The following is a 20,225-nucleotide window of genomic DNA, read 5'->3' on the forward strand; positions in this document are numbered from 1 at the left end:
TAAGGGGGGCTGAAATCGTGCCGCGTTGTCGCGTTTGTGGTAATGATGACAGTTTAGCTTCTTCTAAAATTCCACCGGCGTCGGATACCGCTAACGCACCGCCTTATGGCTTGGTAGCCAGATTTAAAGAAGACGGTTCAATCAGCAGCATGGAATGTCAGGGTGCTGATCTTGATGAGGCCCAGGAAGCATATGAGGATCCCGAACATTACTTTGATACTTGCCCTATTTGCGGAGCTAAGGACATCCAGTGGTAACTGTTTGCAGGATTTTTTATCCACTAAGGCGAATATCTACTAATGACCGGTAGATTTTTGTCCTTAGGGGGGACTTTTTTTGAACATAATGGCAGAAGAACAGGCAAATAATCATGTGCGAGCCAGAATACGGCTGGATTTTAAGGGTGTAGGCCGGCCAGGGAAGCTGTTCTTTGGAGGGAAAAACACCGAAAAGGTAGCAGAAGAAATCAGAGACCAGCAGGTGGCCTTGTTTCGCAACGTGCCGATGCAGGGAATTACCATTGAAGATATCGACATGAGTGTGGAAGTGTATACCATATATGATGAAATCAGCAAAAGCGATATAGCTTATGCTCCGGTAGTACTTACCGTCACTGCGGATACATTACAAGATGTTCTTTGTTTTATCGCCCGTGAGGACTTTCGCACCATTGAAATTATAGAACCGCAATCTATTCAATTATCTAAGTACGGAATTGAAAGATTGCTGTTTAGGATCTCAGAAGAATTAAAGAATTATCGCCTTCACCTAGAGCGCAAATATAACGGCCGCTAAGAATAATTTGTTTTTTTTCTGCATATATAACAACAAACCTGCAAACAAGGGGCGTTGTTTAGTGCGTAGCAAAAGGCCGGTTGATTTTCTTGATAAAGCAGATAAATTATTGATGCGGCTGGTTGTTTTAACAGCGGTGGCTTTAGTTGTTGTACAGGCAATGGTGGTAGGGGATCCTTTTAGAACGGTAATGGCCGAAGTAGGATCAGACAGTGAAATATTTGACGATAATATTGTGCACTGGCAGGATGAGCACATTACTTTTTATCTGGAAAACTTCAGTACACTGCCACATCTAAAGGTGCTGGTAAACGGTACGGAAGTGGGTGAATTTAAAGACCGCTATTTAACCATACCGGTATATCATGGTGATTTGATAGAAATAGACGGTACTTTTTATGAGCATCCGGTAAGTGTACAGGTATTTAACACTACCGATAATATTATCAAGCCGGCAGTAGGCCATAAATTAACGATTAACGGAGAGGTTAAGCGGGTTGGCAGTGTAAAAATGAAAGATGCCGATTAAAGTTAATGTACGGCCCGCAATGGTTGATTTTAGCAGACCGCTGTAATATAATTAGTTTCAGCACTCCCTGAGGATGGAGTGCATTTTAATTTGCGAGGTGTTATGGGGTATGAGCAAAAGCCCCTTAAAGGGAAGCAGAAAAGTGGCAAAGGTTGCTTTGGAAATGGCTCTTACTGAATCCAGAGAAGAGGAAAGAAATTTTAAAGCCAGGTATGCCCAAGAGGGCATTTATACCGCAGCCGTAGATTACGGCGGAGATTTTATCAGTTCAATAGGTAAAATTATAGAAAGAGCGGTAGTGGCAGCCAAGCGGGAAGGGGTAATAAAGGATACCCACGTTGAGGAAGGTGCGGTTGCCGGAGCTACCAGAGAAGCGTTGGCAATGGTGATGCCCAAAGCAGTCGGTTTAAATTTGGGCGGTAAAATCGGTATTGCCCGGGAAGGCGACCATGTAATTGTGGCGATGTTTTTCGGCGTTGGTATGTTGCATTTAGATGAAGTGGCTATCGGCATCGGGCATCGGGCAGTACCTTCTTAAGGGTGAGCACACCATGGCAGATACTTGTATCAGAGCAATACGCGGGGCAATAACCGTGGAAGAAAATTCCCCGGAAGCAATCAGTGAGGCAACAAAAGAGCTTTTACGGCAGATCGTTGAGCAAAATGCTCTGCAACCGGAAGATATTATCAGTGTGATTTTTACCGCCACTAAAGATCTCAATGCTGCTTATCCGGCTAAAGCGGCGCGGGAGATCGGCTGGTCCTTTATACCTTTAATGTGTATGCAGGAGATGGATGTGCCCGGAAGCCTGCCTTACTGCATCAGGGTGCTGTTACATGTAAACACAACCAAAAGCCGGCAGGAAATTAAGCACATTTATTTAAGAGAGGCCAAAAACTTAAGACCGGACTTAACAAAAACCTAAGGGCAATCCTTAGGTTTTGTTAATCTAAAGGTGGGGTTTTTCGGCGGATTTGGCGGCGGTAAATTTTCCTGAGGGTGTCTGGGGGCGTGGACGATGGTTATGCTGTTATAGATTCTCTCTTTTTCTGCTATCAATTTGCCATTAACATATTGACGATCACGCAGTTCTACCCGGGGAATTACCACGGTTATTTCATGCGGAATAAGTAAATTTAGCTTGCGGCTCAGCTTAACGTTGACATCCTCAAGCTGCAGTTCGGCGTGATCTTCTTGAATAGCCGGTATCGGTTTTGGCTTTTTTCTTAAACGAAGCTTAAACATAGTTACACCTTCTTGACTTACATTTATTACCACAATATGGAATTTGGCTCAATTGGTGATAAATAATTATGAAACTAATAAACAGTTGTCTTTAAACTACACACCGGTGTTATAATGAATAACGGGGTAGGAGGTGCCGCAAATTGTCAACTTATCCTTTGGTCAGTCGTGAATATCAAGCTACGGACACTGTGATTAAGCTGAACAACGCCGTTGTTGGGGGAGGCAATAAATTTATCATTGCCGGCCCTTGTGCGGTGGAAGGCCGAGAAATGATGCTATCCCTTGCTCAAGTATTAAAAGAGATGGGTGTTAATGCGTTGCGCGGTGGTGCCTTTAAGCCCCGTAGTTCACCTTATTCTTTTCAAGGTCTCGGTCCGGAGGGACTGCGTATCTTAAGTGAGGCGGGACATTTAACCGGTCTGCCGGTGGTAACCGAACTTTTGGATGTCAGAGATTACGAACTGGTTTACCAATACGCCGACATCATTCAAGTTGGCAGCCGCAACATGCAAAACTATGCCTTGCTGCGTGAGGTCGGTCGGGGCAATAAACCGGTGCTGCTAAAGCGGGGGTTGGCCGCTACTATTGAAGAATGGCTGTTGGCTGCAGAGTATATTGTTAATGAGGGAAATAAACAGGTAATTTTATGTGAACGGGGGATTCGCACCTTTGAAACCTATACCCGGAACACTTTAGACATTGCCGCCGCGGCTGCGGTAAAAAGACTGTCGCATCTTCCGGTTTTGGTGGATCCCAGTCATGCCACCGGCAGAAGAGAGTTGGTTCTACCCACGGCACTGGCAGCAGTGGCCGCAGGCGTGGACGGGTTGATCATTGAAGTACACCCTGAGCCGAATAAGGCTTTGTCTGACGGGCAACAATCGATCACTCCGGATGAACTGGCATTGTTGTTAAAGAAGGTGCGCGCACTGGAAAAAATATGATCGGCGTTATCAAGGTATTTATTTATAAGCCGGAAAAGTGATAATGTTATCATCCCATTCCAATAAATCACTTATTACGGCAAAAATGTCAATAGTACGAATGATGCCGACAACTTTTAGGTGCTCAGGGGGATATTCACCCTGTGTTAACTCACAAATTTTCGGATTTTCTACTACCGGCAGTGAATTAACATGCTTGGTTAAAATAATATTCACTGCTTTTGTAACCGGTTCATTTTCATATATGTAAGCGTAGTCTACACTGCGCATAATATCTTTTATATGAACATTCTGATGTTCATTAGTTTTATGTTTCTTAAAAAACGATGCCCATAAAAGAAGGGGAGAAAAGGTATTTTTTTTATTTGCTTCGGCATCAATGGCTTTTAACAGCGAGCGTATTGTCAAAATACCTACTGTTTTTCCATAACCGTCCAAAACAATTATAGGCTTGTGACTAATATATGCCCGGCCATTTTCACTGTTAGTAACAAATTTTTTTCTAAAAATTTTTATTGCTTCGCCTATAGAGGCGTTCATGTTTATTTGCGGATAGTCTTTTATTGGAACCATTACTTCTTTAACCAATTGGTCGTGCAACAAAAACACCTCTTTATTTTATTGGTAAAATTTTATAATACTATATTAATTTACTATATATACTTAGTTTTTGCAAAGGTTAGGCCAAAGGTCAAGTTTTTATGACAGTTATTTATTAGTTAGAAGGGGTTTAATAATGGATCGCACAAAACAACTGGCAGAAGAAAATATACCTAAACTTTTACTTAGGTTTTCTGTACCGGCAGTAATCGGCATGTTGGTTAACGCCCTGTACAATGTTGTGGACCGTATTTTTGTCGGCCATGGGGTGGGCGCTTTAGGTATTGCCGGCATCACCATTGGTTTTCCGGTTGCCATTATTACTATGGCTTTTGCTATGCTCATTGGCTTTGGGGCCACTTCTTTAATTTCCATTAAGTTAGGCGAGAACAAAAAAGCAGAAGCAGAGGGAATTATGGGCAATGCCTTTGTATTGCTAATCTTGATTGCCCTGCTGACCACATTTGTCGGCTTAGTATTGCTGGAACCCATGCTGATACTTTTTGGCGCCAGCGACACGGTTTTGCCTTATGCCTGCGATTACATGCGCATTATTATACTGGGCTCGATATTCATGTTTATCGGTTTTGGCATGAATAATTTTATCCGGGCCGAAGGCAATCCCAAAATGGCGATGTATACCATGATCATTGGTGCGGTGTTAAATACCATCGGTGATCCCATCTTTATTTTTGTTTTTGATTTAGGAATTAGAGGAGCGGCATATTCGACCGTGATGTCACAAATGGTGACGGCAGTTTGGGTGATGTATTACTTTTACAGCGGTCAAAGCAGTTTAAAACTGCGGCGCGTCAACTTGCGCTTACAATTGGCTACTGTAAAAAGAATTTTTGCTATTGGTTCCGCATCATTTGCCATGCAGTTGGCAGCCAGTTTGTTGAATGCGGTTATGAATAACGGCTTAAACACATACGGCGGTGATGTGGCTGTTGCCGGAATGGGTATTATTAACAGCATTGTCACTTTAATGCTGATGCCGGTATTCGGTATCAACCAAGGTGCTCAGCCGATTATCGGCTTTAATTTCGGCGCCCAAAATTATCGTCGGGTAAAAGATACACTAAAGCTGGCCATTATTGTGGCGACAGTTATTATCACTATTGGTTACGTGTTGGCAATGTTATTTCCGTCTACGTTAATCGCAATGTTTAACAATAAAGATCAGGAGTTAATTAACTTTGGTGTTCATGCGATATACATTACTTTTTTAGTTCTGCCGGTTATTGGCATACAAATTGTCGGTTCCAGTTATTTCCAAGCGGTGGGCAAACCAAAACAAGCGATGTTTTTAGGGCTGACCAGGCAGTTGCTTATTTTAGTACCGTTGTTGATTATTTTACCGCGCTTCTATGGCTTAGACGGCGTACTTTACGCCCTGCCGATTTCTGACATGGTTTCTGCTGTCATTACCGTAATATGGTTGTCTATGGAAATGAGGAATTTAAAACCCCAAGCAAAGCCGGCAACGGTAGAAGGGCAACGGTAATAACGCCCTACCGGTCCAAACACAACTGCGATAAAGGACGCCAAGGCATTTGACCTATGCAAACAGTTAGTTGACGCTTACAATTTAATGAGCTCCGCCGCCTCCGGGTGTGATATGCGGCCTGTGGTTCAAAACAGTCCTCGATACTAATCCCCTGTTAGCAATGTCCTTTGAATTAAGCCGACTAATCGAAAGCATAAGGTCAAAAGCCTTGGCGGCAAAGAAACGCTGCATTTGCGAAAAGGGCGACATGCTTTTCTTCCCTTACGCTGAACGGTAAATCGATAAAATGCAGAGAAGGGTCTTGACCCTTCCGCCCTGTTATCGCAGACGGAACGGTCAAGTGACGTGACCCTGTTTTTTGGGCAAAAAAGCTGCTGCAAATGTGCAGCAGCTTTTTTATTTTATTAAGCCTAATTCTTCTGCCAGTTTGCGCCATGCCGGCAGGGAATTTTTAATTACTTTTTTATCTATGCAGTAGGATACGCGGAAGTATCCGGGTTTGCCAAAACCGGTGCCCGGTACCACTAAAATGTTATATTTTACAGCGGTGTTGGCAAACTCTACGTCATCAGGCAGCGGGGATTTGGGAAACAGGTAAAATGCACCTTGGGGCTTAACCACTTCAAAGCCCAGTTCCACCAAGCTGTTATAAAATAAATCTCTCTTTTCCCGGTAGGCATCAATATCCACACTTTCTCTTTGCAGACCGGCAACTAACCGCTGCATTAAGGCCGGAGCGTTTACATAACCCAAAATGCGGTTGCTGAAGATCATGGCGTTGACCAGTAAGTCTACCTGCTTAATTTTAGGGCTGGCGGCAGCATAGCCGATGCGCTCGCCGGGCAGGGCTAAATCCTTACTGTGAGAAGTAACAATAATGGCATTGTCGATGTATTTAAATACGTTAGGCACTTCTAAGTCATAAGCAATTTTGGCGTAGGGTTCATCGGAAATTACATAAATAGGCCGACCGTATTCTTCTGATTTGCTGTTGATTAATTGTCCTATTTCAGCCAGTATTTCAGCGGGGTAGACTACACCGGTCGGGTTATTGGGTGAGTTAATAATGATCGCCCGGGTTTTGGCGTTAATTGCTTTGCTTAACGCCGTTATATCCGGCATAAATTTTTCGTCGGTGCTTACTTCACGCAGCACCCCGCCGTGATTGTCCACATAAAAGCCGTATTCTACAAAATAGGGTGCCAGGGCAATAACTTCATCGCCGGGATTTAAAATAGCTTTCAGCACGACATTTAAACCGCCGCCGGCACCAACCGTCATGACCACATGATCTGCCGTTACCGGAAGCCCACTGTCTTCTGCAATTACATCCGCTATTGCCTGTCTTGTTTCCGGATATCCGGCATTGCTCATGTAGCGGTGCATTCCCGGTATCGGATTTTCAGCCAGTTTTTTTAATTCTTCGTGAAACTTTTTCGGTGGTTCAACAAAGGGATTACCTAAAGAAAAATCAAATACGTTTTCTGCGCCGTAAATTTTACGCAGTCGGTCACCTTCTTCAAACATTTTACGAATCCAGGATGACTTGGATAAAGATTGCTCAATTTTATCCGCAATTACCTTCAAAAATATCAACCCCTACCTAAACTTAGTAACTTTAATAATAATATTGTATATTAGTAGAAAAATAAGCGCAATTAAATAAGCAAAATATGTTATTATTCAGTATTATACCAAATGAAAGGAAGTAAATTATGGAATTAACCGTTAAAAAGATATCCGGGGTAAAGGGAGTATTAACAGTACCCGGTGATAAATCAATATCCCATCGGGCGGTAATGTTGGGAGCATTGGCACAAGGGAAAACAGAAATTCACAATTTTTTAACCGGAGAGGATTGCCTGGCCACGATCAAATGTTTTCAGTCAATGGGGATAGAAATAAACAATGAACACGGGGTAATTACCGTTTACGGTAAAGGGCTAAAGGGCTTAGTGGAACCGGAAGATGTACTAAACTGCGGCAATTCCGGCACGACAGCCCGCTTAATGTTAGGCATTTTGGCCGGCCAACCTTTTTTTAGTGTATTAACCGGAGACAGTTCGCTGCGCCGCCGTCCGATGGAGCGGGTGGTAAAACCGCTGATGCAAATGGGAGCTTCTTTTATGGGCAGAAAAAATAGCTCACTACTGCCTCTAAGTGTAACCGGCGCCAAATTAAAGCCGATTCACTATCATTCACCGGTAGCAAGTGCCCAAGTAAAATCAGCGATACTTTTCGCCGGTTTATTTGCCAACGGCACAACGGTGGTAGAAGAACCGGCACTTTCCCGGGATCATACCGAACGCATGCTGAAAAATTTCGGCGCCCGGGTGGAAGTGGTTAATCATACCGTGGCGATTGAAGGCTGTCCGGTATTGACGGGACGGCGAGTTTTTGTTCCCGGAGACATTTCATCCGCTGCCTTTTTTCTGGTGGCGGCGGCAATAATGCCCGACTCTGATTTAACAATTAAAGATGTGGGGTTGAACCCCACCCGAAACGGCATTATCGATGTGTTGAAAGAAATGGGGGCGAATATTACCGTATCCCGCCAGCGGACCGAAGGGGGTGAACCCGTTGGGGATATCCGGGTGCAGGGGGGTGAACTTACCGGTACCGTGATTGGGGGCGAGATAATCCCCCGGCTGATTGACGAACTACCGGTACTGGCAGTAGCGGCAGCGGTAGCTCGCGGTAGAACGGTAATCAAGGATGCTGCCGAACTGCGGGTAAAAGAAACCGACCGCATTGCCGCCACGGCGGCAGAACTGGCAAAATTCGGTGTGAAAATTGAAGAAAAACCGGACGGCATGATTATCGAAGGAGGCCGAAAATTGACCGGTGCTGTTTGTCACAGTTACGGTGATCACCGCATAGCAATGGCTATGACTATAGCGGGCTTAGTGGCCGAAGGCCAAACTACCGTGCATGGGGCGGAGATTATGGATATATCTTTTCCGGGCTTTGTCGATGCATTAAAATCTATTGTTGTAGAATAATAGCTGTAGGTTTTTTTCCTTTCTGTTGTATAAAAAAAGGAATTTTCTGTGATATGTCGAACTTATAATATGTTTTGGATGTTTTTGTTTTAAATTTTGACTTAAACAATAGATAATAATAATTGAGTTTTTATTACGAGGGATAATATGAAACCTAATTTTAATGTGGCTATTGACGGTCCGGCCGGGGCCGGTAAAAGTACCATTGCCAAATTATTAGCCAAAGAATTGGATTTATTATACATAGATTCCGGCAGTATGTATCGAGCCATTACATTAAAAGCTTTGCGATTAAAATATGATTTTAATAACCAAGCTTTATTGGCGAAATTGGCCAAAGAAAGCCAGATAGATTTATTTTATGATAATGACGGAAACTATCGGGTAAAATTAGATCAGCAAGATGTGACTAAGGAAATTAGGCATCCGGAAGTATCACAGCATGTATCCTATGTGGCTAAAGTGCCTGAGGTAAGAAAACACCTGGTCAGCCGACAGCAGCAAATGGCGGCAAAAGGCAGGGTAATTATGGATGGCCGTGATATAGGTACCAGGGTTTTGCCTAATGCAGAAGTTAAGTTTTTTTTAACCGCTACCATAGAAGAAAGAGCTAAAAGGCGGCAGTTGGATTTAGCCCGGCAGGGCTATCAAGTGCCGCTGGATAAACTAATTAAAGAGTTATCAGAGCGAGATGAGATAGATCGCAATCGCAGTGTTGATCCTTTGGTGCCGGCAGCCGATGCAATTATTGTCGATACTACCGGGATGACAATTAATCAGGTGGTTGAGCTGCTCAAAAAACATATTGCCGACAAAGGTTTTGGAGGTTTTAATTAATGTTTTATGATTTCGCCAGGGCTGTTTGTCGGATAGTTTTATTCATCTTGCGCCGCTGGAAAGTTACTGGTTTAGAAAACTTTCCTGCCGAAGGCGGAGTAATTGCAGCGGCCAATCACACCAGTTATTGGGATCCGGTAATCATCGGCTGTGCTATTAATCGTCGGATACATTTTATGGCTAAAGCAGAACTTTTTGATATACCTCTGTTGGGTTTGCTGATTCGCAAACTGCATGCTTTTCCCGTTCACCGGGACAAATCTGATCGCCGTGCGCTGCGGCAGGCAACAGAGGTATTAAAAGCCGGGAATGTGCTGGGGGTGTTTCCGGAGGGAACCCGCAGCTCCACCGGGGAACTGCTGAAACCGCATTTAGGGACAGCATTAATTGCCTTTAAAGCAGGTGTACCGATTGTGCCCATTGCCCTTATTGGGGCACGGGGTTTTTGTGGAAAAGTAACGGTACAAATCGGTAAGCCCGTGCCGCTGCCGAAAGTAACCGATAACAAACCCCAGCGTCAGGATTTAGAAAACTATATAAATCAAGTAATGCTTGAAATTTCCCGTCTTATTGGGGATAAGTCAGCTTGAGGTGATTTTTTTGGAAATATTGGTGGCGCCAAAGGCAGGTTTTTGTTTTGGTGTAAAACGGGCAATTGATATTGCGGAAAAGGCTGTCAATGAAAAAAGCGGGCCGATTTACACATTGGGTCCGATTATCCACAATCCGCAGGTAGTGAAGAAACTAAGCCAAAAAGGCGTTAAAAGTATAGATAATGTTTCTGACGGAGATCCGGGGGATTTAATTATCCGATCTCACGGTGTAAGTCCCGATATTTTGGAAGAAGCCCGTCAGTATGGACATAATATATTAGATGCCACCTGCCCTTTTGTGAGTAAAGCGCAGCAGTTGGCAAAAAAACTTACCGAAGAAGGTTATCAGGTTGTTGTGGTTGGTAACCCTCACCACCCTGAAGTCCGGGGGATTGTGGGCTGGACGGGCGGCAAGGCGTTGGTAGTGGAAAATGCCGAACAAGCAGAAAAGGTTACAGGCAATGGCAGGGTTGGTGTGTTGGCACAAACTACCCAACCTGTTGAAAATTTTGATCACGTGGTTCGTACCCTACAACTAAAAGGGTTTGAAGTAAAGGCGTATAATACCATCTGTCACGCTACCGGGCAGCGTCAAAAAGCAGCGCGGGAGCTGGCAGAACAAGTAGATGTGGTGGTAGTGGTAGGGGGAGCAAACAGTGCTAATACCGCTAAGCTTACCCAAATATGTCGACAAACCGGCACACCTACTTACCAGGTAGAAAATGCGTCTGAATTAAAACCTGAGTGGTTTAAGGGGGTTAAACGAGCCGGATTAACAGCCGGTGCATCTACACCGGACTGGGTTATTGAGGAGGTAAAGTGTAGGATGAATGAATTAGGTGAAACTATGGAAATGCAAGGACAGGGCATGGAGGGAGCAGTAGAAATAAGAAATCTGCAGCCCGGCGAAGTGGTAAAAGGAACAGTTGTGCAAGTTAATCAGGATGAGGTTTTAGTTGACGTTGGAGCAAAATCTGAAGGGGTTATTCCCAAGAGAGAGTTGACCAGTTACCAGGCCGACCCCCAAGATGTGGTTAAGGTTGGCGATGAAATAGAGGTTGAGGTTATCAAGGGTGAAGATGAAGAAGGCAAAACAATTCTTTCTAAAGTACGAGTAGATGTTGCCAAAAACTGGGGTAAACTGGAAGAAGCGATGGAAAAGGGTACCGTAGTTGAAGGAGTTGTTCGGGAAGCCGTTAAAGGCGGACTGTTGGTAGACGTAGGTGTGCGGGCATTTTTGCCGGCATCACTGGTGGAAATCGGCTATGTAGAAGATCTCACCCAGTATGTAAATAAAACAATAAAGGCAAAAGTAATTGAAATGGACAAAAGCAAGCGCAAAGTAATTCTCAACCGTAAAGTTGTTTTAGAAGAGGAAAGGGCTAAGGCACGGGAAGAGCTGTTTAACACCTTAGAAGAAGGTCAAACCGTTAAAGGTGTGGTACGCCGTCTGACAGATTTCGGCGCCTTTATTGATATCGGTGGGGCTGACGGTTTACTGCATATTTCTGAAATGGCTTGGTACCGCATTAATCACCCGTCAGAGGTTGTTAATGTGGGCGATGAAGTTGAAGTGAAGGTACTGAAAGTAGATAAAGAAAATGAAAAAATATCACTGGGCTTAAAGCAGCTTTTACCCAACCCCTGGGATAATGTAGTTGAAAAATACCCGGTAGGTGATATTGTTACCGCTAAAGTAGTTCGCTTGGCTCCCTTTGGTGCCTTTGTTGAGCTTGAACCGGGTGTAGAAGGTTTGGTGCATATTTCTCACCTAGCCGATCATCATGTAGAAAAACCGGAAGATATAGTTTCTGAAGGAGAAGAAATTAAGGCAAAGGTGCTGTCGGTAGATCCGGAGCAAAAGAGAATTCGCCTCTCTATCCGTGAGGTTAATAAAGACAACGCCAAACGTCAGCCGAAAAAGCAGCAACCAAAACCCCAACCGGCACAAACCCATGAGGAATCTGAGGGTATTGGCATTAACCTCGGCGAAGTTATGCCGGAAGAATTAACCAAAATGCTTAAAGACAATCAATAAATATCTATTGAGATTTTAGCAAAAGATAAATCCCAAGGTATTAACCTTGGGATTTTTTTATTTTCCCGGAAAATGGTTTAGGAGGCTGACAATGAAAAAACTGCTGTCGCTGATCATTTGCATTTCATTAATAGTCAGTTTGTATTTTCCGTCAGTGTCTCTGGCGGGCGGTAGTTGGAGTCCGACAGCACTACTTACTATTAAAGAAAATGACCATTCGGTGGGGCACAGTTATGAAGTGGTTGATAAAAACGGTGAATTGATTACCACCACTTCACGCCAAGTTTACCGTGGCGATGAAATTATTCTGCCTGACGGCCGGCATTATCGGGTGACGCGTGTTAACAAAAATCAAGCCATAGCCAAACTATTGGGACGGGATAAAGATTATCTTTCATGGGTAGCTTACTTTAAAGAAACCGCCGTTCCGGTTGCCGATATAGAAGAATTTAAAAAGCGGCCGGTAGGCATTTATCACACCCACACTGCCGAGTCATACTTGCCCACCAGCGGTCAGGCATTGGAAGCCTTTGACGGTGATATTTACCAAGTGGGTGAAGTTTTTGCAGACAAGCTGCAAAAACATAAAGTTAATGTTTTATATTATAAAACTCCTCATGATCCGCACAACAACACCGCTTATATGCGTTCCCGCCGTACGGCCAGCGGCATATTAAGAAATAATCCGATTGCATTATTTGATCTGCATCGGGACGGCGTTCCCGATCCGACGCAATATCAGGCAAATGTTAACGGTGAACAGATAGCAAAAATTCGCCTGGTGGTCGGCCGACAAAACCCAAAATATGAAGCCAATACTGATTTTGCCAAAAGGTTGATGGCTTACGCCGAGCAGCAGTACCCCGGTATTGTTAAAGATTTGTATATGGGCAAGGGAAACTACAATCAGGATTTGCTTTCCACGGCAATACTTTTAGAGGTAGGTACTTATACCAACACGCTGGAGGAATGCCAAAAGGGAATCGCTATCTTTGCCGATGTGGTGCCGGTGGTGCTGGGTTTAACCGGGGTAGACGGTAAAAAGGCAGAAGGGGCGGCGGCTGCCCCGGTAAAAGGTCACGAGCAAAGTGCTTGGAGAACGGCGCTGTCTTTAATTAGCCTTACAGCACTGGCTGCGTTGGCATTTTTCCTGATCAGCACCGGCCGTTTAGAAAAAGTTGTAGAAAATGCCGCTAGTCAAGCGCAAAAAATATTAAACTTACCCACAGTGGCGGCAGTGAAAGAAAGAACGGCTAAAGCAATGCACAGCCTCAATATGAGAGTGCATAAGTTTTTTCCAAAGACAGCGGGGAATAGAGGCCGGTTGATTAAAGGCTTAAACCGCTTTGTAGCAGCAACACCGGCTGCTAAACCGTTAAAAAATAAAAAAAAGAAAGATTAACTTTAAAGGCATAAATATTTTCTTATCAGGTTAGTCTACAGAGATGAAAAGTATACCAAATGAGGAGGCAGAATAATGACCCAATTTCCTTTTGGTTTAATAGCTTTAATTATTGTATCTTTCTTAATTTATTTCGGACTGGCCCAACGGGTTTTGGATCGCATGCGGCTCAGTGATAAAGCGGCGTTGGCCATAATTGTGGCCATGATTATCGGCAGTTTTATCACCATTCCGTTGCCAATCGCCGGGATTAGAGCTTCAATAAACGTGGGCGGTGGGCTGATTCCGATTGCTTTAGCCGTTTACCTTTTGGCGAAAGCAGGTACCACCAAAGAATGGGTGCGGGCTTTAGTAGCCACTGCCATTACCGGGTTGGTGGTGTATTATTTAGGCTCATGGCTAATGAGCGGTTTACCTGAGCCCGGAGGCCGGTTCGCAGTGATAGATTCAATTTACTTGTTTCCGCTGGCTGCCGGTATAACCGGATACTTAGCCGGGCGCTCCCGCCGATCTGCATTTGTGGCGGCAACTTTAGGTGTCGTTTTGGTAGACGTATTTCATTTTATTTGGCTGGTACGGAGCGGTGCCGTCGGGGGCACGGTAGCTATCGGCGGTGCAGGGGCCTTTGATGTTACGGTATTGTCCGGTATTGTAGCCGTACTTTTAGCCGACATATTTGGAGAACTGCGGGAACGTCTGCAGGGAGGACCGGAAAGCGAAGGCCGCCCGAAAGAACTGTTGGCCGGCTTGCGCAAACCGGAGGTGAACCGCAGCGATAAAGAAACAGAGGAAAGACGCAATGAATCGCCGCTGACTATGGAAATGGGGGAAATGGATGTTAATGAGCGGATACCTACTCCGGCGGAAAAAGGCGATCTTTTTCGCGGGGAAGAAATAGTTGAAACTATTGAGGAAGATACCGGTATTGGGGGTGAGGGCCGTGAAAAAAAATAACTATAGGTTTACACTGGCGGCAGTAATGCTGAGCGTCGGTGCTGTGCTTACGTTTTTAGCGGCAACAGATTTTTCCCTGCCGGTCAAGCCGGCTTTAAGTCCGACAGCGCTGGTCAAGGCCGACGCCGATGACTTTGTCGATCATACTGTCGGCCGTACAATGGAGATATTTGACGAAAGCGGTGCGCTGATTACTAAAATGGCCAGTAATGTGGGTGTAGGCGATCAGGTGATAAAACCGGACGGACGTCACTACGAAGTGAAGAAAGTGGATGGTAGCAGAGCAACGGCTAAACTGTTGGGTGCAGATAAAGAGTATTTAGCCTGGGTTGATTATTTTAATAACTTGACAGAAGTGCCGGTGGCAACTAAAGAGTGGAAAGATCGTCCGGTGGCAATCTATCAAACCCATACCGATGAGTCTTATGTGCCTACGGAAGGCACCGAATCAAAGCCTTTTAACGGGGGAATTTTAGAAGTTGGTAAGCATTTTGCTGAAGGACTGAAAAACAAAGGGTTAAATGTGATCTATAACGATAACAAACACGATCCGCACGACAATAATGCTTATATGCGCTCGCGGCGTACAGCCACCGAATTGATGAAACAAAACCCGATTGCCATGTTTGATGTGCACCGTGACGGCATACCTGATCCTAGCTATTATAGTGAGAATATCAGCGGAAGGGATGTGGCCCAACTTCGCCTGGTAGTAGGCAAACAAAACCCGAAAATGTCTTCCAATATGGATTTTGCCAAGCGGTTAATGGCTTATGCGAATAAAGAGCATCCCGGCATCATTAAAGAAATTTTTGTTGGCAAGGGGAACTATAACCAAGATTTAATGTCCACGGCACTGCTCATAGAAGCCGGCACCCATACCAATCCTCGTGAGCTGGCTGAGGAAGGGATAGCTTTGTTGGCTGATGCAGTGCCGGTAGTACTGGGGGCCACCGGCGGGCCAACACCGGGCGGACCCGGTGCGGAAACCGGCAGTGACGCCGGGGCACGGGGTGGCTGGAAAACGGTAGCCTGGATTTTAGGGGCTTTACTGTTAGGTGGCGGTGCATTTCTGTTAATCAGCACCGGCAGTTTTAAAGGAGCGGTTGAAAAATTAGGCGGTATCGGTAAAGAAATGACCGGTTTTTTGGCCCCGGCTCGCAAGAAAGAAATTAAGGTAGGCCAAAAACGGTCATTACAGGATAAAATTGACGATGAAGATACCGGAGACGAAATCAGAAATGACTAACTGGGGGTAACAATTGTGGAACTGCATGGCCATATATTGGTAATTGCCGTAGGTACCTTTTTTGGCACACTGACGAGGTTTATCCTGCTGCGGGTTGATTACCGGCAGTATCCCGGTTACCCCCACGGCTACATTGTGCACATGTCCCTAGGGTTTATTGCTTCCGCCCTAGGGGCAGTGGCCGTTCCGGCCATCTTGGAAAAAGATTTTGCCGCTTTTACTTTTTTGGCATTGGCAGCGCAGCAGTTTCGGGAAATTCGCACCCAAGAAAGAAACACACTGGAAAGCTTGGAGGAGTCGGAACTCATTGAGCGTGGCAAGGACTATATTGAAGGCATTGCCCGTACTTTTGAAGGGCGCAATTATTTAGTAATGATTACCGCTTTTATTACCGCCCTGGCTACGCAAATCGGCCTGAGCACCGGAATTGACTGGTATATCGGAGCGGTCGTGGGTTTTATTGCTTTAGTCATCAGCCGCAAGTATATGACCGGCAAAGTCATCGGGGACTTGTGTGTAGTAAAACCGGTTAAGTTGCGCTTTGAAGGGCCCACTTTGTATATTGAAGATGTTAATATAATTAATGTTGGTTTAAAAAGCCGCCGGGAGAAAATTTTAAAAGAAGGCTTAGGCGTGATGATTCATCCTAAAGACGACAATGCCCGGGCAACAATTCACGACCCCGGTCAGCGCCAGGTAATAGCCCATACTGCCGGTGTCATTTTAGGCACCAAAAAGGATGTAGACATACCGGAATTCAGCCCTGTTTTACGCAAAAACCCCGATACGGGGGCGGTGGCGATGTATATCATGCCGGTTGAAAGGGATATCAACGCTTTGATTGAAGCGGTAAATCGCACGCCGGTATTAGAAACCGCTTACAGCAAGCCTTTAGCAGCTAGGGCAGGTCGCTATGCTGCAGATTAAACAAAAAAGAGGTGCAGGAAATGTCTGTCGAAATTACCGGAATGATTTTAGCGGCTATTACCACCGAACCCAGTGAGGTGGGCGGTGGAATGCCGATTTTTTATGTTCAAAATACCGATGAATTACAAAGTAAGGCGATCAGCTTGGCTAATATTTTAGATGGGATGGTGCATGAAGTGACGCCCAATACACTAATCATAGTTAAACACTAAAAGCTTGACTAAATTTCCCAGGTATTAGATAATTTATGAAGTAATAAAATGGGGGTTCTTATGTTTAAGGGACTTAAAGTTTGCGAGGTTAAACCAAACAGCATTGCAGCAGAGTTGGGCATTGTGCCCGGGGACAGAATTTTAGAAATTAACGGTGAAAAAGTGCGGGATATTATTGATTACCGATTTCTTACCGCAGACGAAGATTTAACGCTAAAACTGGTAACCGCTGCCGGTGAGGAATGGTTAATGGAAATAGAAAAAGATTACGATGAAGATCTGGGTTTGGATTTTGGCACTGATACTTTAGGTGGGTTAAAAAGATGTAGGAATAAGTGCCTTTTTTGCTTTGTAGATCAAATGGCACCTAATATGCGCCAATCTTTGTATGTAAAGGATGACGATTACCGCACCTCGTTTTTGCATGCCAGCTTTATTACTTTAACCAATGTCACAGATCAGGAGTTGGAGCGCATCATTAAGCAGCGTTTAAGTCCGCTGTATATATCGGTACATACCACCAACCCCGAACTGCGCCGCAAGATGATGGCTAATCCCAAAGCCGCCAATATTATGCGGCAGCTCACCGCTTTAAGTGAAGCCGGCATTGAGATGCATACGCAGGTGGTGTTATGTCCGGGAATAAATGACGGCGCGGAACTGGAACGTACGGTGCGGGATTTGGCCGGCTTTTGGCCGCAAGTCAGATCGTTGGCAGTAGTACCGGTGGGGCTGACCAAATACCGGGAAGGTTTAGCGCCGTTGCGTGTATTTAACCAAGATGAGGCCCTGGCGGTAGTAAAACAGATAGACGGGTGGCAGCGGGAGTTTCGCGCTAAGTTTAACTACCCCTTTGTTTTTGCCGCAGATGAATTTTATATTGAAGCAAAGCTGCCCATTCCCCCCGATGAATACTATGCCGACTACCCACAGACGGAAAACGGTGTGGGGCTTGTGAGGTTATTTCTCGATCAATGGGCGGATGTGGAGAAAAGGCTGCCAACAAAGATTTGCCCGGCGAAGAAAGTTTCGCTGGTGACCGGTTCTTCTGCTTATAAAATTATAAAAACCGTAGCGGACAGATTAAACCAAATTGAAGGGCTGACCGCTGAACTTTATTGTGTACCCCATCGGTTTTTCGGAGAAACGGTAACCGTGGCCGGATTGCTAACCGGCAGTGATTTGCGGCAACATTTGCGTGGCCGCGACTTAGGAGATCTGCTGCTCATTCCTGAAGTGATGCTGAAAGATCAAAAAGAAGATGTTTTTTTAGATGATATAACAGTTGATGAGTTGGCGAAAGAGTTAAAGGTAAAAATATTGCCGATAGACAGCCCCTACGGGCTGCTGAAAGCACTGCAATAGAGGGTTAAAACAGGAGCTTTTTTGTATAAACTTTAGAATAATTAAACTTTAAATAGAAAGGGCGTGAATTGATTTGCCGAAGCCTATTGTAGCAATCGTCGGTCGACCTAATGTCGGCAAATCTACCCTGTTTAATCGAATCATTAAGAAGCGGGTGGCGATAGTAGAAGATGAGCCCGGTGTGACCCGCGACCGGTTGTATCACGATACTGATTGGAACGGGCGGGAATTTACCCTTGTAGATACCGGTGGCATTGAATTTAGCGATATTGATGATTTTACTGCTCATGTCAGGCGGCAGGCTGAACTGGCCATCAAAGAAGCTGATTTGATTTTGTTTGTAGTAGACGGACGAGCAGGGGTGAACCCTACCGATGTTGATGTTGCTGCGGTACTGCGGCGCACGAATAAACCGGTGATCCTGACAGTCAATAAAGTAGAGCATTTTGATGCCGTGAAAATACCCTATTATGATTTTTATGAACTGGGCTTAGGCGAACCGATACCGATTTCCGCCGCCGAAGGGATGAATACCGGTGAACTGCTGGATAAAGTGGTGGAATTATTACCTCCGCCGGTAGAAGAGGAATACGATCAGGATGCAATTAAAATTGCGGTCATTGGTCGCCCTAATGTGGGCAAATCTACCCTGGTTAATGCCATTTGCGGCGAGGAAAGGGTTATTGTCAGCAATATACCGGGAACCACCCGAGATGCGATTGATACTTTTATTGAACGTGACGGCAAACATTATGTACTTATTGACACTGCCGGCATGCGCCGACGAAAGCGCATTGAAGAGCCAACGGAACGCTACAGTGTAATTAGGGCACTAAGGGCAGTGGATCGTTCCGATGTGGTTTTAATGGTTATCGATGCGGTAGACGGGGTTACCGAGCAAGATAAAAAGATTGTGGGATATGCAGAAGAAAAAGGTCGCGCCATTATTTTGGTGATCAACAAATGGGACTTAATTGAGAAAGACGAGAAAACCATGCTGCGTTACAATGAAGAGATCAGAGAGCAGCTGGGCTTTGTGCAGTATGCTCCCACCGTCTATATATCAGCCTTAACCAAAAAAAGAGTACCCAGAGTATTAGAATTAGTAGATTATGTCATCGAACAGCATAACCTGCGCATTGCTACCAGCAGTTTAAATCAGCTGGTACGCGAAGCCGTTATGCAAAATCCGCCGCCTACCGATAAGGGCAGACGTCTAAAATTTCTTTATGCCGTGCAGAGCGGTGTTGCTCCGCCGACATTTATTTTCTTTGTCAATGATCCGGAATTAATACACTTCTCTTATAGGCGTTATTTGGAAAACTATTTCCGTTCTGCTTACGGTTTTGAAGGAACACCAATCCGTTTTGTTTTCCGTAAACGCACTGAAGAGGAGTAACCTGTGGGGGAAGCAGAATTGGCAAGTATAGTAATTACCTTATTAATTGGGTATTTATTAGGCTCGATACCGACGGGCTACATTGTAGCCCGCCTATGGAAAGGCATTGACATTCGCCAATATGGCAGCGGCAATATCGGTGCCACCAATGTTTGGCGAACTTTAGGCCGTACCGCCGGTATATTGGTATTGATTGCTGATGCCGCTAAAGGTGTGATACCGGTTTTAATCGCCCGCTATTATTTTGGCGGCACAGAGGCGGAAATAGCTGCCGCAGTAGGGGCGATTTTAGGGCATAGTTTTCCTCTGTTCTTAAAATTTAAAGGAGGCAAAATTATTGCTACCGGAGGCGGGGTAATATTTGCCTTTTCCCCACTGTCCGGGCTGATAGCACTGGCAGTTTTCTTGCTGTTCTTAGCGCTGTTTCGCTATGTTTCCCTTAGCTCAATTATGGCGGCAATCAGCATACCGATAAGCTTTTATCTGCTGGATATGGATTTGCCGTATCAGATATTTGCCCTGTTAGCCGTTAGCTTTGCTATTTATAAACATCGTTCCAACATTCGACGGCTTATTAACGGGACAGAATTTAAAGTAGGACATAAAAAATGATCGCCGGG

At 44.9% G+C, this 20,225-nt stretch carries 22 protein-coding genes; 19 read left to right on the top strand and 3 right to left on the bottom strand.

What is annotated here, in order from left to right; translation table 11 throughout:
• Positions 1-17 precede the first annotated feature (17 nt).
• The 5 genes from ACZ5NG_RS03720 (at position 18) to aroH (ending at position 2,250) form a co-directional block, all read left to right on the top strand.
• Positions 18-257 carry a hypothetical protein gene (locus tag ACZ5NG_RS03720; RefSeq protein ID WP_464252658.1) on the top strand — a complete coding sequence of 80 codons (240 nt, stop codon included), beginning with the start codon at positions 18-20 and terminating at the stop codon, positions 255-257.
• Positions 258-345: 88 nt separating this feature from the next.
• Positions 346-795, top strand: a complete 450-nt coding sequence (locus ACZ5NG_RS03725) for a hypothetical protein (protein WP_464253102.1) — start codon at positions 346-348, stop codon at positions 793-795.
• A gap of 61 nt (positions 796-856) precedes the next feature.
• The gene (locus ACZ5NG_RS03730) at positions 857-1,324 is read left to right on the top strand and encodes a hypothetical protein (protein ID WP_464252659.1); all 468 of its coding nucleotides are present in this window, start codon (positions 857-859) and stop codon (positions 1,322-1,324) included.
• A 109-nt stretch (positions 1,325-1,433) separates the two neighbouring features.
• On the top strand, positions 1,434-1,862 hold the full coding sequence (locus ACZ5NG_RS03735) for a HutP family protein (protein WP_464252660.1): 429 nt from the start codon (positions 1,434-1,436) through the stop codon (positions 1,860-1,862).
• Positions 1,863-1,875: 13 nt separating this feature from the next.
• Positions 1,876-2,250 (top strand): chorismate mutase, encoded by a 375-nt coding sequence (gene aroH, locus ACZ5NG_RS03740; protein ID WP_464252661.1) that lies wholly within the window; start codon positions 1,876-1,878, stop codon positions 2,248-2,250.
• On the opposite strand, the gene ACZ5NG_RS03745 is transcribed toward aroH, so the two are convergent.
• Entirely contained in the window at positions 2,247-2,570 is a 324-nt protein-coding gene (locus ACZ5NG_RS03745; protein ID WP_464252662.1) for a hypothetical protein, read from the bottom strand. The two genes, aroH and ACZ5NG_RS03745, sit on opposite strands and share 4 nt — an antisense overlap.
• A gap of 143 nt (positions 2,571-2,713) precedes the next feature.
• On the opposite strand from ACZ5NG_RS03745, the gene aroF reads away from it, so the two are divergent.
• On the top strand, positions 2,714-3,517 hold the full coding sequence (gene aroF, locus ACZ5NG_RS03750; RefSeq protein ID WP_464252663.1) for a 3-deoxy-7-phosphoheptulonate synthase: 804 nt from the start codon (positions 2,714-2,716) through the stop codon (positions 3,515-3,517).
• 18 nt (positions 3,518-3,535) lie between these two features.
• On the opposite strand, the gene ACZ5NG_RS03755 is transcribed toward aroF, so the two are convergent.
• The gene (locus ACZ5NG_RS03755) at positions 3,536-4,120 is read right to left on the bottom strand and encodes a CBS domain-containing protein (RefSeq protein ID WP_464252664.1); all 585 of its coding nucleotides are present in this window, start codon (positions 4,118-4,120) and stop codon (positions 3,536-3,538) included.
• Positions 4,121-4,253: 133 nt separating this feature from the next.
• On the opposite strand from ACZ5NG_RS03755, the gene ACZ5NG_RS03760 reads away from it, so the two are divergent.
• Positions 4,254-5,624 carry an MATE family efflux transporter gene (locus tag ACZ5NG_RS03760; protein ID WP_464252665.1) on the top strand — a complete coding sequence of 457 codons (1,371 nt, stop codon included), beginning with the start codon at positions 4,254-4,256 and terminating at the stop codon, positions 5,622-5,624.
• A 399-nt stretch (positions 5,625-6,023) separates the two neighbouring features.
• On the opposite strand, the gene ACZ5NG_RS03765 is transcribed toward ACZ5NG_RS03760, so the two are convergent.
• Entirely contained in the window at positions 6,024-7,154 is a 1,131-nt protein-coding gene (locus ACZ5NG_RS03765; RefSeq protein WP_464253103.1) for a pyridoxal phosphate-dependent aminotransferase, read from the bottom strand.
• A gap of 188 nt (positions 7,155-7,342) precedes the next feature.
• Between ACZ5NG_RS03765 and aroA the strand changes: the two genes are divergently transcribed.
• The 12 genes from aroA (at position 7,343) to plsY (ending at position 20,217) form a co-directional block, all read left to right on the top strand.
• Positions 7,343-8,629: a 3-phosphoshikimate 1-carboxyvinyltransferase gene (gene aroA, locus ACZ5NG_RS03770; RefSeq protein ID WP_464252666.1), complete on the top strand. Its 1,287-nt coding sequence runs from the start codon at positions 7,343-7,345 to the stop codon at positions 8,627-8,629.
• A 147-nt stretch (positions 8,630-8,776) separates the two neighbouring features.
• Positions 8,777-9,466 carry a (d)CMP kinase gene (gene cmk, locus ACZ5NG_RS03775; protein WP_464252667.1) on the top strand — a complete coding sequence of 230 codons (690 nt, stop codon included), beginning with the start codon at positions 8,777-8,779 and terminating at the stop codon, positions 9,464-9,466.
• On the top strand, positions 9,466-10,056 hold the full coding sequence (locus ACZ5NG_RS03780) for a lysophospholipid acyltransferase family protein (RefSeq protein WP_464252668.1): 591 nt from the start codon (positions 9,466-9,468) through the stop codon (positions 10,054-10,056). Before cmk ends, ACZ5NG_RS03780 begins: the two co-directional genes overlap by 1 nt.
• A 10-nt stretch (positions 10,057-10,066) precedes the next feature.
• A complete protein-coding gene (locus ACZ5NG_RS03785; protein WP_464252669.1) occupies positions 10,067-12,097 on the top strand; it encodes a bifunctional 4-hydroxy-3-methylbut-2-enyl diphosphate reductase/30S ribosomal protein S1 in 2,031 nt (676 codons plus the stop codon).
• 91 nt (positions 12,098-12,188) lie between these two features.
• The gene (gene spoIIP / locus ACZ5NG_RS03790) at positions 12,189-13,499 is read left to right on the top strand and encodes a stage II sporulation protein P (protein ID WP_464252670.1); all 1,311 of its coding nucleotides are present in this window, start codon (positions 12,189-12,191) and stop codon (positions 13,497-13,499) included.
• A gap of 75 nt (positions 13,500-13,574) precedes the next feature.
• On the top strand, positions 13,575-14,453 hold the full coding sequence (locus ACZ5NG_RS03795) for a DUF1614 domain-containing protein (protein ID WP_464252671.1): 879 nt from the start codon (positions 13,575-13,577) through the stop codon (positions 14,451-14,453).
• On the top strand, positions 14,440-15,702 hold the full coding sequence (spoIIP, locus tag ACZ5NG_RS03800) for a stage II sporulation protein P (RefSeq protein ID WP_464252672.1): 1,263 nt from the start codon (positions 14,440-14,442) through the stop codon (positions 15,700-15,702). Before ACZ5NG_RS03795 ends, spoIIP (ACZ5NG_RS03800) begins: the two co-directional genes overlap by 14 nt.
• A gap of 15 nt (positions 15,703-15,717) precedes the next feature.
• Entirely contained in the window at positions 15,718-16,629 is a 912-nt protein-coding gene (locus ACZ5NG_RS03805; protein ID WP_464252673.1) for a YIEGIA family protein, read from the top strand.
• Positions 16,630-16,649: 20 nt separating this feature from the next.
• Positions 16,650-16,841, top strand: a complete 192-nt coding sequence (locus ACZ5NG_RS03810) for a capping complex subunit for YIEGIA (protein ID WP_464252674.1) — start codon at positions 16,650-16,652, stop codon at positions 16,839-16,841.
• Positions 16,842-16,901: 60 nt separating this feature from the next.
• Positions 16,902-18,206, top strand: a complete 1,305-nt coding sequence (locus tag ACZ5NG_RS03815) for a DUF512 domain-containing protein (protein WP_464252675.1) — start codon at positions 16,902-16,904, stop codon at positions 18,204-18,206.
• Between the two features lie 73 nt (positions 18,207-18,279).
• A complete protein-coding gene (der, locus tag ACZ5NG_RS03820; RefSeq protein ID WP_464252676.1) occupies positions 18,280-19,605 on the top strand; it encodes a ribosome biogenesis GTPase Der in 1,326 nt (441 codons plus the stop codon).
• A gap of 18 nt (positions 19,606-19,623) precedes the next feature.
• A complete protein-coding gene (plsY, locus tag ACZ5NG_RS03825; protein WP_464252677.1) occupies positions 19,624-20,217 on the top strand; it encodes a glycerol-3-phosphate 1-O-acyltransferase PlsY in 594 nt (197 codons plus the stop codon).
• The last annotated feature ends 8 nt before the right edge of the window (positions 20,218-20,225 follow it).

Source organism: Desulfovectis peckii, from assembly GCF_055391705.1.

Coding starts and splice junctions, on each gene's coding strand:
- ACZ5NG_RS03725 (WP_464253102.1), top strand. CDS start 346: ATGGCAGAAGAACAGGCAAATAATCATGTGCGAGCCAGAATACGGCTG.
- ACZ5NG_RS03735 (WP_464252660.1), top strand. CDS start 1,434: ATGAGCAAAAGCCCCTTAAAGGGAAGCAGAAAAGTGGCAAAGGTTGCT.
- aroH (WP_464252661.1), top strand. CDS start 1,876: ATGGCAGATACTTGTATCAGAGCAATACGCGGGGCAATAACCGTGGAA.
- ACZ5NG_RS03745 (WP_464252662.1), bottom strand. CDS start 2,570: ATGTTTAAGCTTCGTTTAAGAAAAAAGCCAAAACCGATACCGGCTATT.
- ACZ5NG_RS03760 (WP_464252665.1), top strand. CDS start 4,254: ATGGATCGCACAAAACAACTGGCAGAAGAAAATATACCTAAACTTTTA.
- ACZ5NG_RS03765 (WP_464253103.1), bottom strand. CDS start 7,154: ATGTTTGAAGAAGGTGACCGACTGCGTAAAATTTACGGCGCAGAAAAC.
- aroA (WP_464252666.1), top strand. CDS start 7,343: ATGGAATTAACCGTTAAAAAGATATCCGGGGTAAAGGGAGTATTAACA.
- cmk (WP_464252667.1), top strand. CDS start 8,777: ATGAAACCTAATTTTAATGTGGCTATTGACGGTCCGGCCGGGGCCGGT.
- ACZ5NG_RS03780 (WP_464252668.1), top strand. CDS start 9,466: ATGTTTTATGATTTCGCCAGGGCTGTTTGTCGGATAGTTTTATTCATC.
- spoIIP (WP_464252670.1), top strand. CDS start 12,189: ATGAAAAAACTGCTGTCGCTGATCATTTGCATTTCATTAATAGTCAGT.
- ACZ5NG_RS03795 (WP_464252671.1), top strand. CDS start 13,575: ATGACCCAATTTCCTTTTGGTTTAATAGCTTTAATTATTGTATCTTTC.
- ACZ5NG_RS03810 (WP_464252674.1), top strand. CDS start 16,650: ATGTCTGTCGAAATTACCGGAATGATTTTAGCGGCTATTACCACCGAA.
- ACZ5NG_RS03815 (WP_464252675.1), top strand. CDS start 16,902: ATGTTTAAGGGACTTAAAGTTTGCGAGGTTAAACCAAACAGCATTGCA.